The following is an 18,320-nucleotide window of genomic DNA, read 5'->3' as shown; positions in this document are numbered from 1 at the left end:
AATGACTAATGACTAAGGACTAATGACTATTTCCACATTCACCTGAAGATTAGTAAAATTAGCAACTTGCTGACTAGAAACTTCATCTAAACGAACTTTAGCCTCAATTACTCGCGCATCTGTAGCTGCTGTGGGGTCACTATCTAACACATCCTTCTTCGCCACCTTCAAGCCAATGCGATCCACAATTCCGGTTAATTCACCCGCAAAAGCATTACTAGGACTGGTAATATTAGCAACTTGACCAGGGCGAATTTTACCAATATCACTTTCATAGATTTCGGCGATCGCATACATTTGAGTAGTTTCCCCTAATTCCACAATTCCCTGCTCACCGATAGTTTCACCGGGACGAGCTTGAACCCGCAGAATTTGACCGGCTTGGGGGGCGCGAATGTATGCTGTATCAACTTCAACTTGCATTTTTTCCACAGTGGCGATCGCACTATCCACCTCTGCTTGTACAATAGCTACATCAGTGGGACGCACCTCTGCTGTTTGTTCTAAAGTCGCTTTAGCTTCTTGAATCTGCGCCGTGAGGGTGCGTTGAGTGCTGGCTAAACTGGCTCTAGCACCATTCAACTCCTCTTGGGCTGTTTTTAAGGTTAATCTGCGACTATCCACCGTAGAAGCGGCTACAGCACCCTCCTTGTAAAGATTTTCATAGCGGCGAAATTCCATTTCTGCATTTTGTAACTCAGCTTCCAGACGAGCGGTGGTAGCTTGCTGGATTTGGATTTCACCCTCTAACTGTGCTTGCAGATTTCTGACAGTGGCTGCTCTAGCCGATATTTCACCTTGTTTTGCACCAGCTTTCACCTGATTTAGGCGTGATATCGCCACTCTGACTTGTTGCTGTGCTTCCTTAAGATTAGCTTGTAGGCGATCGCGATTATCCAAAATAGCAATCACATCTCCCGCGTTAACTTGCTTCCCCTCATCAACCAACAATTGAGCCACACGACTAGCACCACTAGCATCAGTAGGAGCCGAAATTCTAATTACCTCCCCTGCTGGCTCCAATCGTCCCAGCGCATTGACTTTTGGCGTAACTGGCTGACTCACCTGAGTTGAAACAACCGAAGTTTGAGTCATTGTCGGGCGAGTTACATAAACTACACCTGCTCCCATCGCCATTACCGAAGTAATACCCAAAGCGACCAACCAACGCAAATTGGCTGGAAACAAAGACGATTTCCTAATTTCCTCAGAATTTCGCAACATTAAATAGTTCCTTATATATATAGCAGTTTTAAATAATTCATGAAATTTTTTTTATTCTTGTCCCCCTCCTCGCTTGCACCGGAGGGGCTAGGGGTGGGGTTTCTATTCGCCCCTGTTTCTACAAGTTCTTCATATTTAAAGAAACCAGGGTTAAGAATACCGCAAGGGTCATATTTCCGCTTCAAATCATTGATTTTAGACCAGTAATTTCCGAAATGCGATCGCCATCTTGGCAAATCAAAATCCGCCCAAGTCGCCATATATCTTTTACCACCCATTTGGAAACTCAAATCAGTCAATAAATTTAACTGCTCCAACACAGGTTGAACCTGAGATTTAGGAATAGTCGGATACATTCCCAAACCGATAATTAAATCATCATCAGGTAAAGGAAACATAGGCATTTTATGATGGCGAGAATTGAGACAAAACGAACCTACAGGTACAGTGCGGAAATCAAGAAATCCAGGTAAACGCTGAAGAGCAATATCAATAAATTCCTTTGCTCTATGTCCTGGTAAAAGTACATCTATCCAAGTATTAGCAGTATTTACAGGATGAGGAACTTGACCTAATGGTTGAATAAACTTCTCAAAAGTTAAGTCTTCTGTATAGACATGACGATAAAAATTTAAATCAGCCAGCAATTCAGCATCATTTATCTCATTTACAGAATCAACTTCCAGAGTAATTTGCATTCTGTAGAACCATTGAATTAACGGTTTCATCTGATTTGCTTTTCTACTTATTCCTTGTAAGCAGGGTGAAAATAAAGATACTAAACCATCTATCTCACCTTTTGAAACCAGCCAACGCGCATCATATAAAAGTTTATCTAAATCGTCATAGCAAAGAAAATAACTGCGCGTATAAGGGCGATATTTTCTTAACCGATTTTTGACTTTAGTAATGATACCAAACTGACCATAACCACAAAGAACGTGATAAAAAAGTTCACTATTTTCTTCTGGTGTACACCAAACAATATCACCAGTCCCCGTGACAACTTCTAAACCCAAACAATTATCAGCTTGAGAACCGTAACGAAAAGAACTCAAACCCAAACCAGCCGCAGAGAGAGTTCCCCCCAAAGTTACTTCAAAATTATTAGTAAGAACAGGTGGAATTACACCATGAGTTAAAGCAGTATCAACAACTTGCTTCCAAGTCACACCAGGATCAGCTTGAAACCAAAGTTGATTGGGGTGGAACTCATCAATTTGATTCAGATTCCTCATATCTAAAAGAATGCCATCTTGATTCAAAGATTGACCACTTAAAGAATGTCCCGCAGCCCGTGAAGAAATTGTTAAACCTTGTTTAGCAGCATATTTAATTGCTTCAGCAATATCGCGCGAATTTTGCGGACGAATCACAACTTGAGGTTGTTTTTTAACAATATTACCAAAATCCTGAGAAACTGCTTCTAACTCTGATTCTTTATTACTAACTTCCCCAGAAATAATCTGTTTTAAATCGGTGATAATGTTGTTCATGATTTTAGGGTTTTGTGCGTGATTAATATTTTGAATAAAACCACAGAGACGCAGAGGACACAGAGGAATAAAAAATCAGATTTTTAACTGATGTGGGGTGGGCATCTTGCCCGTCCTTGTTGAGGCTATGAATACTAGTTTAATAAACGCATTTTCAGCATTTTAAAACCAACCTTAAACAAACTAGGAATCAATCCCATAAAAGAAAGAACACGAGATATCACCTGAGAGACATTATTTTGAGTATCTGACTTAGCCACCAACAAATTATCTGCATTCCTTTCATACTTAAATACACAAACACAATCACCCTCAGCTTGTTTACTCAAAATTGCCGCCTTTATTCCCGGAAAAGCTCTTCTAGTAGCTTCTTGTTCCATCTCACAGAACACACGACAAGGACTATCAAAACCGTATTCTTTAGCAATAGATAAAACGGGACAAACTCTTTGAATTTCTAATGCTGCGTCTGTACCATTTTGAGAAACATCTACCACATCCATGACAAAGCCCATCAAACCCAGTAACGGTGCAGCTTGGGTGAAACCTTTAGCTAAGGTATTATGATCGATGAAAGTACCCATCAACGCCTTTTGTTGTTCAGGATATTTTTCCATCATCTGTTCAAAAGCGGCTGCTTCTCCTTTTTCTGCAACCAGATTTTTGTATTTTTGAAATCTCTTTCTGAACAAATTCACGGCTTTGGATTCATCTAGATTGATGATATCTTCCATGCGGAGATTCCCTGTAATCAGTTCTTTTTTTACGCTCATTTTTGTGGTCATACTATTAAGATGGAATAACGAACCGCCAAGTCGCCTTCGCGCAGCGTCTCCCCTTCTCCCAAAGGGAGAGGCTAGCGCCAAGGGAGAAGAACGCCAAGTAAGAGAGCCAATATTGATTAGTTACAAGTTGATGGAGAATTGATGTAAATAGTGTTTTACATACTTGAGTAGATACAAAGGCAAATTATCCAAGCCAGGACATATTTACAAGCATTAAGAAAGGATAATGCAATGTCTATTTCTAGTTCGTTGGTAATAGATGTATCTTGTGTTGTTTGATTCAAATTGATATTTTTTGACATTACCTGTAATGGCTGTGTGTGGGTTTGGGTGCGAGTGTTGAATAAACTTTTAGCTATTGATTGTCTGATGTTGAATGATTTGGATTTTCTCATTGCAGCGTCGCCTTTATGAAAGTATCTCTCAGTTACAATCAACAGAAATTTATAGCCAATTACGAGGACTTCTTAAAACTTCTTTCAACATGGCTTCTTTGCTACCAGGAATAGGTTGATCATCGTATTCCCAATTAGCAGCAGGAGGCATACAATTAAACACACTTTGCTGCTTCACCATACCACTGGCTAAACCAAAACGAATCCCGCGATCGCACGATAAGATAAACTCTACATATCGCCCACGCACCAGATGTTGCCAATACTTGTTTTCTTCTGTAAATGACATATCTTTACGCGTTTCTAAAATAGGCATATAAGCCGGGAGAAAAGCATCAGCACAATTAGTCACTAACGACAAAAGTTTTTCAGGATTATCATGATTTAAATTATCAAAGAAAATTCCACCTACACCTCGATGTTCGCCACGATGTGGTATGTAAAAATATTCATCACAGGCATTTTTAAAACGGGGGTAATAAGCAGAACTATACTGATCACAAACATCTTTATGCACTTGATGAAAATGAACAGCATCTTCCTCAAAAAGATATGCAGGTGTTAAATCAGCACCGCCACCAAACCACCAATATACAGGCTGGTTAGCATTACGAATCTCGAAATAGCGATAGTTAACATGAGCCGTGGGAGCCATCGGGTTATGAGGATGAATGACAAAGCTAGAACCTGTAGCGAAAAAGCGGTTCCCTTTGCTAGTAGTCATTTTATCTGCTGCACCTGTAGCCAAAGCGCCTGATTTTTCAAAAGACATTCCCGGAGGTAACTCACCATCTATGGCTACATAATTAACTCCTACCTTTTCCAACACATTACCATTGTGCAGAACCCGGTCAATATATATAGCGTCTTCACTACTTTTACCAACCGTCCAAAGTCCCTTGCGATCGCGATTCCAGGACTGTTCAGAAAACTTTTTACCATCTAACGATTCCAGCGCTTGGCAAGTATTATCAAACATTTGTCTGAAAAACTTGTCGATTACCCCACGCATTGTTGGTTGTTGTGTCAAATATTTTTCCAGGACATGGTTCATAATTATCTCCCCCCTTCAGTGAAGTACGTCTATATATGTGTATTCATTTGCCAAAAATCATGAGTGCTACCAAACTGAAATCAACATAAAACTTTTCGATTTCCAAACCCTAAGCCAGCACCCAAAACAAATTTTCTTATCTGTGTTTATCTGTGGTTTCTAATCTCTTTCCTTCCCCCACCCCAAAGCATTACTTCACATCAATTGCTGCTGTTTCTCCTGAATAGATGCAGAAAAATCAGCCTGAGACTTTTGCAGAAACTGACGAAAAGTAATATCTAAAGCATCAGCCGCCACATGAAGCTCCTCTGATATTTGCGGCATTAATTGAGAGTTTAAAGTTGAAACTACTATCGTATCTTCTTGGGCGAGTTTGTGGTCAATTTTTCTAAAGAAACCATCCAACCAAGGTATGGGTAAAACATTGCGATATAAAACACGTTTGACACGAGTTCTATTTTCATCAATCGGTAGGTGAGCAACTAAAATGCCAAACTTGATATCAAATCTGTTACCGCGACCAACACTAATTTCTGCCAGAGTAACATTAGGTAGATATAAAGTCAATTTGGTTTTCAATTCTGGTCGTCCACCGAGCAAAAAGTTTAAAAAACTTTTGGAATTACCTAAAGATTCATAATTAACTTGAGCAACTGCACCCCAATCATATTTATCAACTTGATATTTAATAGTTTTATCGATGGGTATTCTCTGACCAAAAGATTTTTTATGAACTGCAATCACATGGGTAAAATCAAGATTAGCTTCCATGAGACGAGCATAATTAGCATTATCTATACCATCATCGTACACAGGACGCATAGTTGAGACCATGTACTCGGGAAAAGTAGGTAAAAGAGGACGTTTGGCTGCTGGTAAGTCGCTATAAAACAGCCAGACAAAACCATATTTTTCCTCAACTGGGTAGCTATCAACATGAGCTTTTTTAGGAATAGGTGTTTCCGGTGCGTTAGAAGGGATTTCAACACATTTCCCATCAGCTTGAAATTTCCATCCATGATAGGGACAACGCAGACAATCTTTTTCAACCCAACCAAGAGAAAAAGCAGCACCACGATGGGGACATTGATCATTTAAAGCTATTATTTGTCCTTGAGAGTTGCGATAAAGCACAAATCTCTGGTTGAACATTAAAACTTGCTTGGGCTTATTAGTAACTGCCGAGCTAAATTCACAAGCATACCAAAAGTCTTTCAACATATTTGTCTCCTATTCTTTTTAGATATCTTGTCTGAGAATTTTTAAATCAATTCACACACATCTGAAACCATCAAGAATGATTAATGGCTAACTAAAATCAGATATAAATCTAATTTTTTAATGATGTGTCAAAATGTCTTAATTGATTTTCTTGATAGTTATCTAATTCAATTTTATTAGCCTTTAAACCCCAACCCATAGCCAAATATTTATTACGAATTTGGCGATATTTAAGAGTAAAAGCATCAGCATCAACATGAACTTCTGTTGATAAACTGTCAGGGATAAATCGGGGATATTGTGATTCGCTAACAGTACTATCTTCCCCATGAATCTTAGTATAGTACCTTAGAAATATACCATCTAACCAAGAGTATGGTAAAAAACTGCGAAAAAGAATTCGCTTACTTATAGTTGTGTTTTCATCAACAGGAAGATGAATAGCAAAGTTGACAATTTTGATGCTATTCGAGCTAGTTTCTAGTTTAGTAATATTGGGCAAGTAAAAGGTGAATTTTGAGTTTATATCTGTGCTTTTCCCCCGAAAAAATAGTTTAAATAAACCTTTTGGCTTGGTGTAATTTTTGTATGTGCTTTTAGCACTAATTCCCCAAGGTTCATCTTGAATATCATACACATCAAACCTAGAATTTTTACCAAATCCTGCCCCAAAAGTATTGGCATGAACTATAGGTAAATGGGATAAATCTAGAGCATTTTCTAAAACTCTAGTATAGTGAGTATTTACAGAAAAATCTAAAAAAGAACGATGTAAATTTGGGTCGTCAAACTCTGGTAAAGCTGGAATTGGTGGACGTTCTGATTCTGGCAATTCTCCATAAAATAGCCAGATAAAACCATATTTTTCTTGTATTGGGTAGCTGGTTATATTCGCTTTTTTCGGAATAGGTGTACCAACTTCATTAGAAGGAATTTGCACACATTTTCCGTCAGATTCAAATTTCCATCCATGATAGGGACAACGAATACAGTTGTCTTCTAGCCAACCCATAGATAATGCTGCACCACGATGAGAACATTGGTCTTTCAATGCAACTACTTGTCCTTGAGAATTGCGATAGAGGACAAACCTCTGATTTAACATCACAATTTGCTTCGGCTTCTTAGTAACAACTGAACTAAATTCACAAGCGTACCAGAAGTTTTTTAGCATCCCTAATTTCCTAAACCTTGAATAAAAGTTGTTATTTATACTAAATTGCAGTCGAAGAAGACGGAGTTTCTGAAGTTGTTGCAAAATCTAACCAAACTTTTGGCTTGTTGTGAGTGCTTTAGCGCTCAAATTTTTTTCCAGTATTTTGTGTGCTTTGTGGAACAACAATCATTTAGGTTTGTTTTTATTGAAAGTCTTTATTTCAGGAAAAACTAGCCAAATTTAGACAAATTCAGGTTTAATTGAGCTTGGGATATATTTTCTCACCATTTGACACTTTCTGGCTTCTATCGCCTTTGTTTTGTGTCACCCCTTGGAGAGAGTTACTTCTCTTTCTTTGGGTGTAGGTGATACTATACCAATGCATTGGTGCATTAGTCAACTAGTGAATAATTTTCCCCGATGAACCATTACACCAATAAACTAGTGAATAAGTTTATTAGCTGGAGTATAGTGTGGCACAAGGAGAAACTTCGATTCGGGTTTACTTACCCCCTGACATCAAAGACAGGTTTAAAACGATTTGCTTTTTTAAGGGACTGAATATGTCTGACGTTTCGGCTGAACTTATTGAAGACTGGTTGGCTAAAAATGACATGGAACTGCCAAATTCTCATAAAAACTCATCTACGCCCACAATTAAAAAGAGTGATAAGTCAGCATGATTCAAGAAAGTTGATTAAATAACCTGTACCCCTAATTCTGCTTGTGCTTAGGGTGTGTGGTTTCACTGGGGTTGGAGGTCATCAAAGCAAATCTATATGTATGCTAGAAATTTCCGAGGTTTTTTGACTCATTTTGTAGCTAATGGGGTGACAACTATGGTTGAAAACCCTATCTAGCCACTGTTTCAGGCACTGTTATGCAAAAAAGTCCGGTCAGTTTTTTGTAACTAAACCGAACTTATAGGAAATTCCAACGTTTGGGTATAGCGGTTATCAGTTAAGTGAGATACAAGAACCCCACCCCCAACCCCCTCCGGTGCAAGCGAGGAGGGGGCTAGCTATATCCATCCCAAGCTAGAGGGAAAGTGTAATCTGAGAACAAAGGTAAATCCGGATTTTCGCTGCGGGTTTCTTCGTCCAGAACTTTCACAACTTTGTTATAAATGTCTTCTGCTTGTTGTGGGGAGTCGCCAATGCTGGTTAATCCCAATTTGCCAAACTGGGAAAGACAACCCATGAGATGGAAAACTGTACCTGTTTCTGTCCCGCTATCAAAGTGCAGTCGGTGATGGGCGATAATATCCATTAAATCGTTGGGTAATAATCCCCGATATCGGTCTTTTTGCAGGTTGTCGGTGGCTATATAGTATTTTGGTCGCCCTTGTTGACTATAAAATAACCCGGTGGAAAGGTCGTAGCGTCCGTTTGTTAACAATTTCAGGGTCATGAAAGGATGAGTAGTACCACCTTTTCGCAAGTTAATTTCAATGGCTTGAATGTCCCACTCACCATTTCCTTGGTCAACGGTGATGAAATCTACACCAAATCGTTCAAATGCCCCTTTTTCGGAGAGTTTTTTGCCGATTTGTAAACCGCATTGCTGCAATTGCAGCCTGTAGCGGGAATCAGCCGGAAATCGACAACCAAGATAAATTTGTCCGTCTGGGCCGCCGAGAATTTGGTCATGGGTGGAGACTATTTCTACTTCACCTGTGGGTGTGATGCGTCCTTGGACACTTGGCGATCGCTTAATTTCTCCTTCTACAAATGCTTCGGCGATCGCACCCAACTCAGTAATCCGTGTAGCAAAATTTTCCCAAGTCTCGTGTGTGGATTGAAAGCGCATGGTAGGGAAGCGATCGCTAATTGCTGCTACTGTTTGAGCATGAGACACTTTCCCCGGTGCTAAATCCATAATTGGTCTTAAATCTAGCAGTGCATTTCCTTCTCCAGAAATGCCTTCATTAAGTTTTACAACTATTCTTTGTAATGTCGGTTGGCGTTCCCATAAATTAGCCGCAACTTCTGCCAAATCTTCCTGATTACAGACCTTTTCGCTGCCATCTGGTAGGGGAACTCCACTTTCGGCAAAGATTTGGCGACTACCGCTTTTTGTCCCCCAAGTCTGTAAATTTGGCGCAACAGCATACAATGGCACATTTAATTCTAGAGATAATTCTGCTTCTAAAAATGTGGAATTGTAACAAGTCATAAATGATTTTTCTAGTCTCAAGGCTTGGCGGATGCGTTCTAGCAGTCGAGGACGTTCTAAAATCTTGGCAGTTAGGGGTCTAAGGGAAGAGTCATAAGTGGAAAGTAACAGTAAGCGATTCCGCGCATGGGAAAAAGGAATTCCAGGTAACAGTTGCAAATAGTAATCAATAACACTCGGATGTAGAGGCATTGATGTGACGTAAATCAACCGAGTCCGGGGGTTTCGCAAACGCATTAAAGAGAATAATAATCTTTCTTCATAATGCTCACAGCCTTCGATTTTATGCAGTTCATGCTGGTCGATGCTGAGGGAGGGAATAATTAAAATATCCGCCTCACCATAGTCAAATAGCTCAATGGTCGGCCAGCGATCGCATAAAGTTAACTGAAGATGGCGAAACTTATCAATTTTGTCTAATTCGGAAATATTCAGCATCACCATAATCCCTCCCCTATATTGATCCCCAATACCGCTTTACTCTTCTGGTATATACCAAAGCCAGTCAGATACAGCTAATATGCAACACTTCTTTGACTGCGGTGAGCCTGTGCTAACTGAAGAAGTAACAATACACAAAAGTACAAAAAAGTCTTGTTGTCAGATATTACCTGTATTCTTAAAACCGCAAAAACAAATCTAGCAATCCTAATTGAATCGTCAGAATAAAAGTCAAATTTGATTCAAACCTGTTCATTAAACATCCCTGTGGATGCCTATATTTGTAATATTTGACGATATTTAGCACTTGTATAAATGCAACATAGATTTTACCAAGAATTGGTAAATAAACCAACATAAATAAATAATATGTATAGAGATGTTGCGTACCCAGTTTTGCTTGAGTTAGTTGGTCAATTCCCTTCTAAAATAAATAACATTATCTAAAAAGTTGATTACTGTACTTGTTGCTCATATCGGGAGGGGAATCATGGGTCGTCCAATAATTTTGGGGATTGTCGGTGATAGCGCCGCAGGTAAAACAACACTAACTAGGGGAATTGCTCAGGTACTAGGGCCAGAAAATGTTACGCTCATCTGTACCGATGATTATCACAGTTATGATCGTCAACAACGTGCAGAAATGGGTATCACTGCCCTTCATCCTGATTGTAATCATTTAGATATCATGCAGCAGCATTTATCGCTGCTACGCACAGGACAGCCCATTCTTAAACCTGTTTACAGCCACTCAACTGGGAAATTTGAAGCTCCCAAATACATAAAACCCAATAAATTTGTTATAATAGAGGGTTTACTTGGTTATTCTACCCGTGCAGCCCGTGAAGCCTACGACGTAAAAGTTTATCTTGCACCTCCCGAAGAACTACGCGCCGAGTGGAAAGTGAAGCGAGATACTCAAAAACGGGGCTATACTGCGGAACAGGTATTGGCAGAATTAGAAAAGCGTGAACCAGACTCAGAAAAATATATTCGTCCCCAGCGTCAATGGTCGGATATAGTGGTGAGTTTTTATCCCGCCAATGATGAAGACGAGGATAATAACGGACATTTAAATGTGCGGTTAGTGCTGCGACCAACAATCCCTCATCCTGATTTTACTTCAATTTTGAATTTAACTGACGGTAATTCTGAGTCAGCAGTTCGCTTGGGTTTAGACAGAGATATGAGTAAACCCGTGGATGTATTGGAAGTGGATGGTCACGCGACTTTGGAACAGGTGAATAAGTTAGAGCATATATTATGTTCGGATATGCCGTATTTACTCAATGTGTGCGATCGCGAAATTAACCCAGAACTAGGCAAAGTTGCGGGAACAACTGGAGAAACATTGCAAAGTTATCCTTTAGCGCTGACGCAGTTGATTATTACCTACCATATGTTGAAAGCAACACAAATGTATCAGTGATATCCTCTTACAACTGTAATTGTGATTTAATCAGGACTTACGCAAAATCATGAAAAAACGAACCACAAAGGACGCAAAGAACACAAAGGAAAGAGGGTTTGAGAGAGCATTGCGTAAGTCTTAATAAATATTCACGCAGCAGCCTCTTGACCGAAATGACCTCCAGCTACAGCAGTATATAGTCCTGATTCAATCAGCCATCTTTGAGAATCATCAATTTCTTCGGTAAGTTTCTCAGAATGAATAATTTTACTCAGCCAGGATGCAACAATTAATTCCAGACTTTGACCTGTGATGTAATTAGCAGATACTCCCGTTTGTTCAAAGTAGGGTTGAAGAAAAGGGCGTGCGTCTATATTATAAGTGGGTTGACTTTGGTCTACTTGTGCAGCCGCACCAGTCCACAAGTAGAATTTATCTGGAAAAACCATCAGAAAGTAAGGCGCTTTTGGGAAAGTACCGTGCGCCAACATATTGCGCCGCAGTTTTTCCGCCCATTCTGATGAGGTATTGAGTTTGTTTTTAATCTCGACAACAAGCACTAATTGATTGTCTTGGTTATATACAGCTAAATCCCAACCACCAGCCCCACGAGTAAACATGATTTAAAACGTTTTTACACAGTTAACTATTTATTATTTTGACGCAAACTAGGGTGACTCTTCTCGTATTCAACATATTTATTAGATAATTGCTGGCGAATATATTCCAAAAGTTCTCTAACAGTACAAGAATCAAAAACTGGCTCACTATAAGATGAGAAAGGCCAACTACCTGAAACACCAATACCAAACCCAATACTCAAAAGACCATTATCGTCAGGTATTTCAATATCAAACTCTTCTTCTATTGCCATTATAAGTTCCGTTTGATCCAACACATCTGCACCTAAATCATTAGATATGTGACTAGTTAAAGCCACTTGATCTAATTCGACGCACAACAGCTCACTAATTATAGGTTGAACTTTGAGAAACAGATCAGATATGCTAATTTTTGCCAGTTCTGCTACTCGCTTTGCCTCAATTCGCGCCTGTTCAGTCTGAAGTCGTGCTTGTTCTGCTTGCAATCCAGCCTGAATTATTGGTTGTTTTGCTTGCCATCCAGCCTGAAGTCGTGCTTGTTCTGCGAGTTTAATTTTTTCAGCCGCTATACGCTCCTTTAAAATTTCAATCCAGGAGTTAAGAACATCACGAATAAAAGAAAATTCAACCTTGTATCCACTCTGACTATAAATTTTTGTAGCTATGTTCCAAACCATCTCATCATGTTTGGAAAGTAGAGAATTTAAACCATCCTCGCTAAATTCTACAACCTCATCTAAATGATTGTTGATTACTTTTGTTAGAATATATATTTCATAGTCTTGATTATTTATAGTCATTAAAACCTCTGTAAAATTGGTGTAAAAACATCTTAATATATCTCAGATAATGATTTTATTACGAACTACGAATTACGAATTACGAATTACGAATTACGAATTACGAATTACAAACCCGATTCAGCCAAAGCCACAGCACCCCAAAGCGGCGCATCATCACCCAAAGCCGCCGGCACAATTGCAAAATCAACTTCTGGTAAAGCCGTTTCCCGTGACACCTTTCGCACCACATCCCACCAATTATCCCCAGCCTTAATTACACTCCCACCCAAAATAAACAACTGTGGGTTAATCAAATTCGCCACATTACCAATACCCACACCCAAAGCCCAAGCACCCTTAAATAAAACATCCTGCGCTAACTCATCACCTTGCGCCGCAGCATCACTCACCACCATTCCCGTAATCAAATCTAAATCATTACCCACCAACCCCCTCAAAATCTCACCTCTGCGCCTCTGCGGTTCGTCCTCCAAAAATTCCCTAACATTCCTCGCCATATAAGGCCCCGAAGCCAACCGTTCCACACAACCCCGCTTCCCACACAAACACACAGGCCCCGCAGGATCGACAACTATATGTCCAATTTCACCAGCCATTCCGCCCACACCTCGCCAAGGCTGACCATTGAGTATCCAACCACCACCGACACCAGTGCTAATAGTGATATAAAACAAGCTGTTATTTCCCTCACCAGCACCAAAGCGGTATTCACCCAAAGCCGCCACATTAGCATCATTGTCCACAGTCACAGGAACGCTAAACTCATCCTCTAGCAAGTCTTTGAGGGGAATATTTTCCCAACCAGCCACATGATGAGACAGTCGCACAGTCCCAGTGGACGCGTCTACAGGTCCCCCAAAACTGACACCAATTGCATCAGGTTTTTCTCTTTGCAGTAAAGAATCAATCAGGTCGCGCATGATGTCCAAGTCAGTGCTAGCATTGGCATGAGCTGGCGAAAGGCGACGTTCATAGCGTAACCATTCCCTAGCACCAGAATTTACCAATGCTGCGGCTAGCTTCGTTCCGCCAAAATCCAGCGCTAAAATTAACGTCATAATTTCCTCCAAACATTCCCAAAAAAAACAGATAATTATCCAGAAACTACCCAAAAGCTGATAGCGTCAAACAATAGAAAATATCTTTGTGGAAGTTACAGCTTGAAAACCCCTTCTAATTACTGGCAATTATCACCCTATCTCCGACCCCATTGGCAAAATATTACCAAGGGATTTATTGGTATTATCGGTTATGTACTGGCGACGTTAACTTTAATTAATCTCGCGGGGAGATTGGCAAAACCCTTTGGCGAAGGTAATGTAGTAGCGATCGCTCAATTAGCTGGAATCCTGGTTTTAGTCTTTCTGGTGCGGGGCTTTTTTCAGTCCGTACAAGATATGTACATGGCAAAAGTGGCTTTAAGGGTAGCTTTTGACCTCCGCAAGCGAGTTTACTCCCACCTGCAAAAACTGGATCTCACTTATTTTGAAACAGCAAAAGCCGGTGATTTATCTTACCGCCTCACTGAAGATATTGACCGAATTGGGGAAGTTGTAAATAAAGTCTTTCACGATTTTATTCCCTGTCTTTTGCAATTACTAGCCATACCCATCTACATGATTTACCTAAATTGGCAATTGACACTAGCGACAGTAGTTATTGCGCCAGTCATGGGTATTTTAATTGGCTGGTTTGGGGAACGGTTACGTAAGTATTCTCTCAAAAGTCAAAATCGTGTTTCTGGGTTATCCGCAATTCTTACCGAAGTATTTAGCGGTATTCGTTTAGTACAAGCTTTTGCGGCTGAAAGTTATGAAATTGCTCGTTTTGGCAATGAAGCAGAACAGAGTTTTAAAGCTAAATACTCCGCCGAACGCCTAAAAGCCATTCAAATACCGATAGTGGGCTTTCTGGAAGCCTTAAGTGCGGTTTCTTTAGTGATAGTAGGAGCATGGCAAATTGCCCAAAATAACTTAACTGTGGGCGAGTTTTTTAGTTACTTAACGGCGGCGGCGTTGTTAATTGATCCTATTGGACATACTACTAATAATTACAACGAGTTTAAACAAGGTGAGGCTTCCGTTGACCGCATTTTTGAATTGATGGCTATTCAACCAACGGTATTAGAAAAGCCCAATGCGATCGCCTTACCGCCAGTCAAAGGTAAAGTGGAATATCGTCATGTATCCTTTGCCTACAAACCCGGCGAACCTGTATTAAAAGATATCAGTTTATTGGCATTACCAGGAGAAGCGATCGCCCTTGTTGGTGCTTCCGGTGCTGGTAAAACCACCTTTGTAAATTTGCTTCCCCGCTTTTATGATCCCGAAGCCGGTGAAATCTTGATTGACGGTGTAGATATTCGCGATGTGAAGCTTCAGAGTTTGCGGCGACAAATTGGGATTGTTCCCCAAGAAACCGTGATGTTTTCCGGGACAATAGCTCAAAATATTGCTTTTGGACAGAATTCCTTTGACATGGAAGCAGTAGCAGAAGCCGCTAAAATTGCCAACGCCCACCAATTTATTAGTCAGTTACCAGAGGCTTACTATACTTGGGTGGGAGAGAGAGGAGTCAATTTATCTGGGGGACAACGCCAAAGAATTGCGATCGCCCGTGCGGTATTTCTCAACCCGCAAATCCTGATATTAGACGAAGCCACATCCGCCTTAGATTCCGAATCAGAAGCCTTAGTCCAAGAAGCCTTAGAAAGACTAATGCAGAATCGCACAGTATTTATTATTGCTCACCGTTTAAGCACAGTCCGAAAATGCGATCGCATATTAGTTCTAGAACGGGGACAAATTGTAGAATCAGGAACCCACGAACAACTGCTAAAACTTGAGCAACGCTACGCAAGATTTTACGCACAACAATTTAGTTAAAAATCTGGCATAGGAAGCAATACAGTTCTGAATTCCTTCCTTCTTCTTTCTTCACTTTGCGTTCTTTGCGTTCTTTGCGGTTCGTTAAAAAAAAGAGTCTTAGTTTTAACTTCAATACGTTCAGTTAAGGACAGGACTTACCCAAAATTCAGAAAAAACGAACCACAAAGGGCGCAAAGGACACTAAGGAATAAGAGTATTAAAGAGTTTTTGCGTAAGTCCTAATCATAAAAAACGCCCCCCATTTCTGAGAGGCGTTTCTTATTCAGCTAAACTTGATGATTAACCGTTGATAGCAGGTGCAGTTAAAGCAACTGGAGCAACGTCAGCAGCAGCCAAGTCTAGGGGGAAGTTGTGAGCGTTACGCTCGTGCATTACTTCCATACCTAAGTTAGCGCGGTTGATTACGTCAGCCCAGGTAGCAATAACCCGACCTTGAGAATCAATTACTGATTGGTTGAAGTTGAAACCGTTCAAGTTGAACGCCATTGTGCTGACACCCAAAGCGGTAAACCAGATACCGATTACAGGCCAAGCAGCTAGGAAGAAGTGAAGTGAACGGCTGTTGTTGAAGGAAGCGTATTGGAAGATCAAACGACCAAAGTAACCGTGAGCAGCTACGATGTTGTAGGTTTCTTCTTCTTGTCCGAACTTGTAACCGTAGTTTTGTGATTCGGTTTCGGTTGTTTCACGTACCAAGGAAGATGTCACCAAGGAACCGTGCATTGCGGAGAACAAAGAACCACCGAATACACCAGCTACACCCAACATATGGAAGGGGTGCATCAAGATGTTGTGTTCAGCTTGGAACACAATCATGAAGTTGAAGGTTCCGGAGATACCCAAAGGCATACCGTCAGAGAATGAACCTTGACCAATTGGGTAGATCAAGAATACTGCTGTAGCAGATGCCAAAGGCGCGGAGTAAGCTACACAGATCCAAGGACGCATACCCAAGCGGTAGGATAGTTCCCACTGACGACCTAGGTAGCAAGCGCAACCGATCAAGAAGTGGAAAATTACCAATTGGTAAGGACCGCCGTTGTACAACCACTCATCTAAGGAAGCTGCTTCCCAGATTGGGTAGAAGTGCAAACCGATAGCGTTGGAGGAAGGAACAACTGCACCGGAGATGATGTTGTTTCCGTAAATCAAGGAACCAGCTACGGGTTCGCGGATACCGTCGATGTCTACTGGAGGAGCAGCTACGAATGCGATGATGAAGCAGGTGGTAGCAGCTAGTAGGGTTGGGATCATCAGAACGCCGAACCAACCGATGTAAATCCGGTTATCGGTGCTGGTAATCCACTCGCAGAAGCGATCCCATACGTTGGCGCTTTGGCGCTGTTGTAAGGTTGTAGTCATGTTTTTATGATTGCGGTTGTTTTTATGAATCAGGTAGGTCTTTCTACCTGTTGTAAACATACTAAATCATTTATTTAGATTTGTAAAGCTTTTTAACAAATATTTTTACAATTACCCTGTGCAAACCTCCAAAAGCTGATGCTGCATAGGAATGGGGATTTAATATAATACAGAACCTCACCCCCAACCCCTCTCCTTGCCAAGGAGAGGGGAGACGGGAATCTGAGCAAATCAACATCTATATATATAGTGTCTTATGCCAAATTCTCATTCTTCCACCGTCACCTATAGCCCGGCTTATACTATTGTTCCGACTTACGAGTGCTTCAATCGCTGTACATACTGCAACTTTCGCACCTCACCAGGTCAAAGCCCCTGGATGACTTTAGCGGCAGCAGAAAGCATTTTACTACAATTGCAAAGCCAAAAAGTAAGTGAAATACTCATTCTCAGTGGTGAAGTGCATCCCCATTCACCCCAGCGTCAGCAGTGGTTTCAAAGGATTTATGATTTGTGTGAGTTAGCTTTGGGAATGGGATTTTTACCACACACTAATGCCGGAATACTGACTTTTGCGGAGATGCAAAAGCTAAAGAATGTCAATGTTTCGATGGGTTTGATGCTGGAACAGTTAACCCCAGCATTGTTACAGACTGTGCATCGACACGCACCGAGTAAATTACCAGAAATTAGGTTGCAACAATTAGTATGGGCGGGAGAGTTGCAGATTCCCTTTACTACGGGGTTACTTTTAGGAATTGGGGAAACTGAAGATGATTGCTGGGAAACTTTAGCGGCGATATCTGATTTACATCAGCATTACCATCACATTCAAGAAGTCATCTTGCAACCCCACAGCCCAGGAAATCAGCAAACCTTTGATGCAGCAGCTTTTGACCCGCATCAATTACCAGAAGTGATTGCGAAAGCACGTCAAATTTTACCGCCTGATATTACAATTCAAATTCCGCCGAATTTAGTTCAAGATGATGGATGGTTACTGGCTTGTATAGAAGCTGGCGCGAGAGATTTAGGCGGAATTAGCCCGAAAGATGAAGTGAATCCTGATTATCCTCATATTCAGGAACAAGCTTTGAGAGAAATATTACAGCCTGTGGGTTGGGAGTTAGTGCCACGTTTGCCTATTTATCCGCAGTTTGATAATTGGTTGACGGGGGAATTGCAAACAGCTATGAAACATTGGCGAACTAATATTAGGGATTCAAAAATTGTAAAGAAATTGTAGGTTGGGTTGACGAAAGGAAACCCAACATCATTGGCAGCGTTGGGTTGCGCTGCGCTTAACC

15 protein-coding genes are annotated in these 18,320 nt (G+C 40.8%); 3 read left to right on the top strand and 12 right to left on the bottom strand.

The annotated features are described in order from the left end of the window. Window positions 1-12 precede the first annotated feature (12 nt). The 8 genes from NSP_RS06565 to NSP_RS06530 all read right to left on the bottom strand — a co-directional run bounded on the left by NSP_RS06565 (window position 13) and on the right by NSP_RS06530 (window position 9,950). Entirely contained in the window at window positions 13-1,224 is a 1,212-nt protein-coding gene (locus NSP_RS06565) for an ABC exporter membrane fusion protein (protein ID WP_006198581.1), read from the bottom strand. A gap of 11 nt (window positions 1,225-1,235) precedes the next feature. Continuing rightward, window positions 1,236-2,720, bottom strand: coding sequence for an FAD-binding protein (locus tag NSP_RS06560; protein ID WP_006198582.1), 1,485 nt, complete (start codon window positions 2,718-2,720; stop codon window positions 1,236-1,238). A gap of 134 nt (window positions 2,721-2,854) precedes the next feature. After that, window positions 2,855-3,505: a helix-turn-helix domain-containing protein gene (locus NSP_RS06555; protein WP_006198583.1), complete on the bottom strand. Its 651-nt coding sequence runs from the start codon at window positions 3,503-3,505 to the stop codon at window positions 2,855-2,857. A gap of 155 nt (window positions 3,506-3,660) precedes the next feature. Next, window positions 3,661-3,900 (bottom strand): hypothetical protein, encoded by a 240-nt coding sequence (locus NSP_RS26725; RefSeq protein WP_144360511.1) that lies wholly within the window; start codon window positions 3,898-3,900, stop codon window positions 3,661-3,663. A 49-nt stretch (window positions 3,901-3,949) separates the two neighbouring features. Further along, window positions 3,950-4,954: an oxygen-dependent coproporphyrinogen oxidase gene (gene hemF / locus NSP_RS06550; protein ID WP_006198584.1), complete on the bottom strand. Its 1,005-nt coding sequence runs from the start codon at window positions 4,952-4,954 to the stop codon at window positions 3,950-3,952. Window positions 4,955-5,149: 195 nt separating this feature from the next. Next, complete coding sequence (locus tag NSP_RS06545) at window positions 5,150-6,175, bottom strand: aromatic ring-hydroxylating dioxygenase subunit alpha (RefSeq protein WP_006198585.1); 1,026 nt, start codon at window positions 6,173-6,175, stop codon at window positions 5,150-5,152. A 109-nt stretch (window positions 6,176-6,284) separates the two neighbouring features. Further along, a complete protein-coding gene (locus tag NSP_RS06540; protein WP_006198586.1) occupies window positions 6,285-7,349 on the bottom strand; it encodes an aromatic ring-hydroxylating dioxygenase subunit alpha in 1,065 nt (354 codons plus the stop codon). 999 nt (window positions 7,350-8,348) lie between these two features. Continuing rightward, window positions 8,349-9,950, bottom strand: coding sequence for a peptide ligase PGM1-related protein (locus NSP_RS06530; protein ID WP_006198588.1), 1,602 nt, complete (start codon window positions 9,948-9,950; stop codon window positions 8,349-8,351). 487 nt (window positions 9,951-10,437) lie between these two features. Here NSP_RS06530 and NSP_RS06525 point away from each other — a divergent pair, with 487 nt between their 5' ends. Continuing rightward, window positions 10,438-11,376 carry a phosphoribulokinase gene (locus NSP_RS06525; protein WP_006198589.1) on the top strand — a complete coding sequence of 313 codons (939 nt, stop codon included), beginning with the start codon at window positions 10,438-10,440 and terminating at the stop codon, window positions 11,374-11,376. A 131-nt stretch (window positions 11,377-11,507) separates the two neighbouring features. Here NSP_RS06525 and NSP_RS06520 read toward each other — a convergent pair whose 3' ends face one another. The 3 genes from NSP_RS06520 to NSP_RS06510 form a co-directional block, all read right to left on the bottom strand. Continuing rightward, window positions 11,508-11,978: a hypothetical protein gene (locus NSP_RS06520; RefSeq protein ID WP_006198590.1), complete on the bottom strand. Its 471-nt coding sequence runs from the start codon at window positions 11,976-11,978 to the stop codon at window positions 11,508-11,510. 26 nt (window positions 11,979-12,004) lie between these two features. Next, window positions 12,005-12,760 (bottom strand): phosphopantetheine-binding protein, encoded by a 756-nt coding sequence (locus tag NSP_RS06515; protein WP_006198591.1) that lies wholly within the window; start codon window positions 12,758-12,760, stop codon window positions 12,005-12,007. Between the two features lie 107 nt (window positions 12,761-12,867). Continuing rightward, a complete protein-coding gene (locus tag NSP_RS06510; RefSeq protein WP_006198592.1) occupies window positions 12,868-13,821 on the bottom strand; it encodes an ROK family protein in 954 nt (317 codons plus the stop codon). A 102-nt stretch (window positions 13,822-13,923) separates the two neighbouring features. Between NSP_RS06510 and NSP_RS06505 the strand changes: the two genes are divergently transcribed. Then, window positions 13,924-15,648 carry an ABC transporter ATP-binding protein gene (locus NSP_RS06505; protein ID WP_017803911.1) on the top strand — a complete coding sequence of 575 codons (1,725 nt, stop codon included), beginning with the start codon at window positions 13,924-13,926 and terminating at the stop codon, window positions 15,646-15,648. 282 nt (window positions 15,649-15,930) lie between these two features. On the opposite strand, the gene psbA is transcribed toward NSP_RS06505, so the two are convergent. Then, window positions 15,931-17,013: a photosystem II q(b) protein gene (gene psbA, locus NSP_RS06500; RefSeq protein WP_006196269.1), complete on the bottom strand. Its 1,083-nt coding sequence runs from the start codon at window positions 17,011-17,013 to the stop codon at window positions 15,931-15,933. A gap of 256 nt (window positions 17,014-17,269) precedes the next feature. On the opposite strand from psbA, the gene cofG reads away from it, so the two are divergent. After that, entirely contained in the window at window positions 17,270-18,259 is a 990-nt protein-coding gene (gene cofG, locus NSP_RS06495; RefSeq protein ID WP_071839279.1) for a 7,8-didemethyl-8-hydroxy-5-deazariboflavin synthase subunit CofG, read from the top strand. The last annotated feature ends 61 nt before the right edge of the window (window positions 18,260-18,320 follow it).

The organism is Nodularia spumigena CCY9414 (genome assembly GCF_000340565.2).
GTDB lineage: Bacteria > Cyanobacteriota > Cyanobacteriia > Cyanobacteriales > Nostocaceae > Nodularia > Nodularia spumigena.
This window is presented reverse-complemented; position numbering and strand designations above follow the sequence as displayed.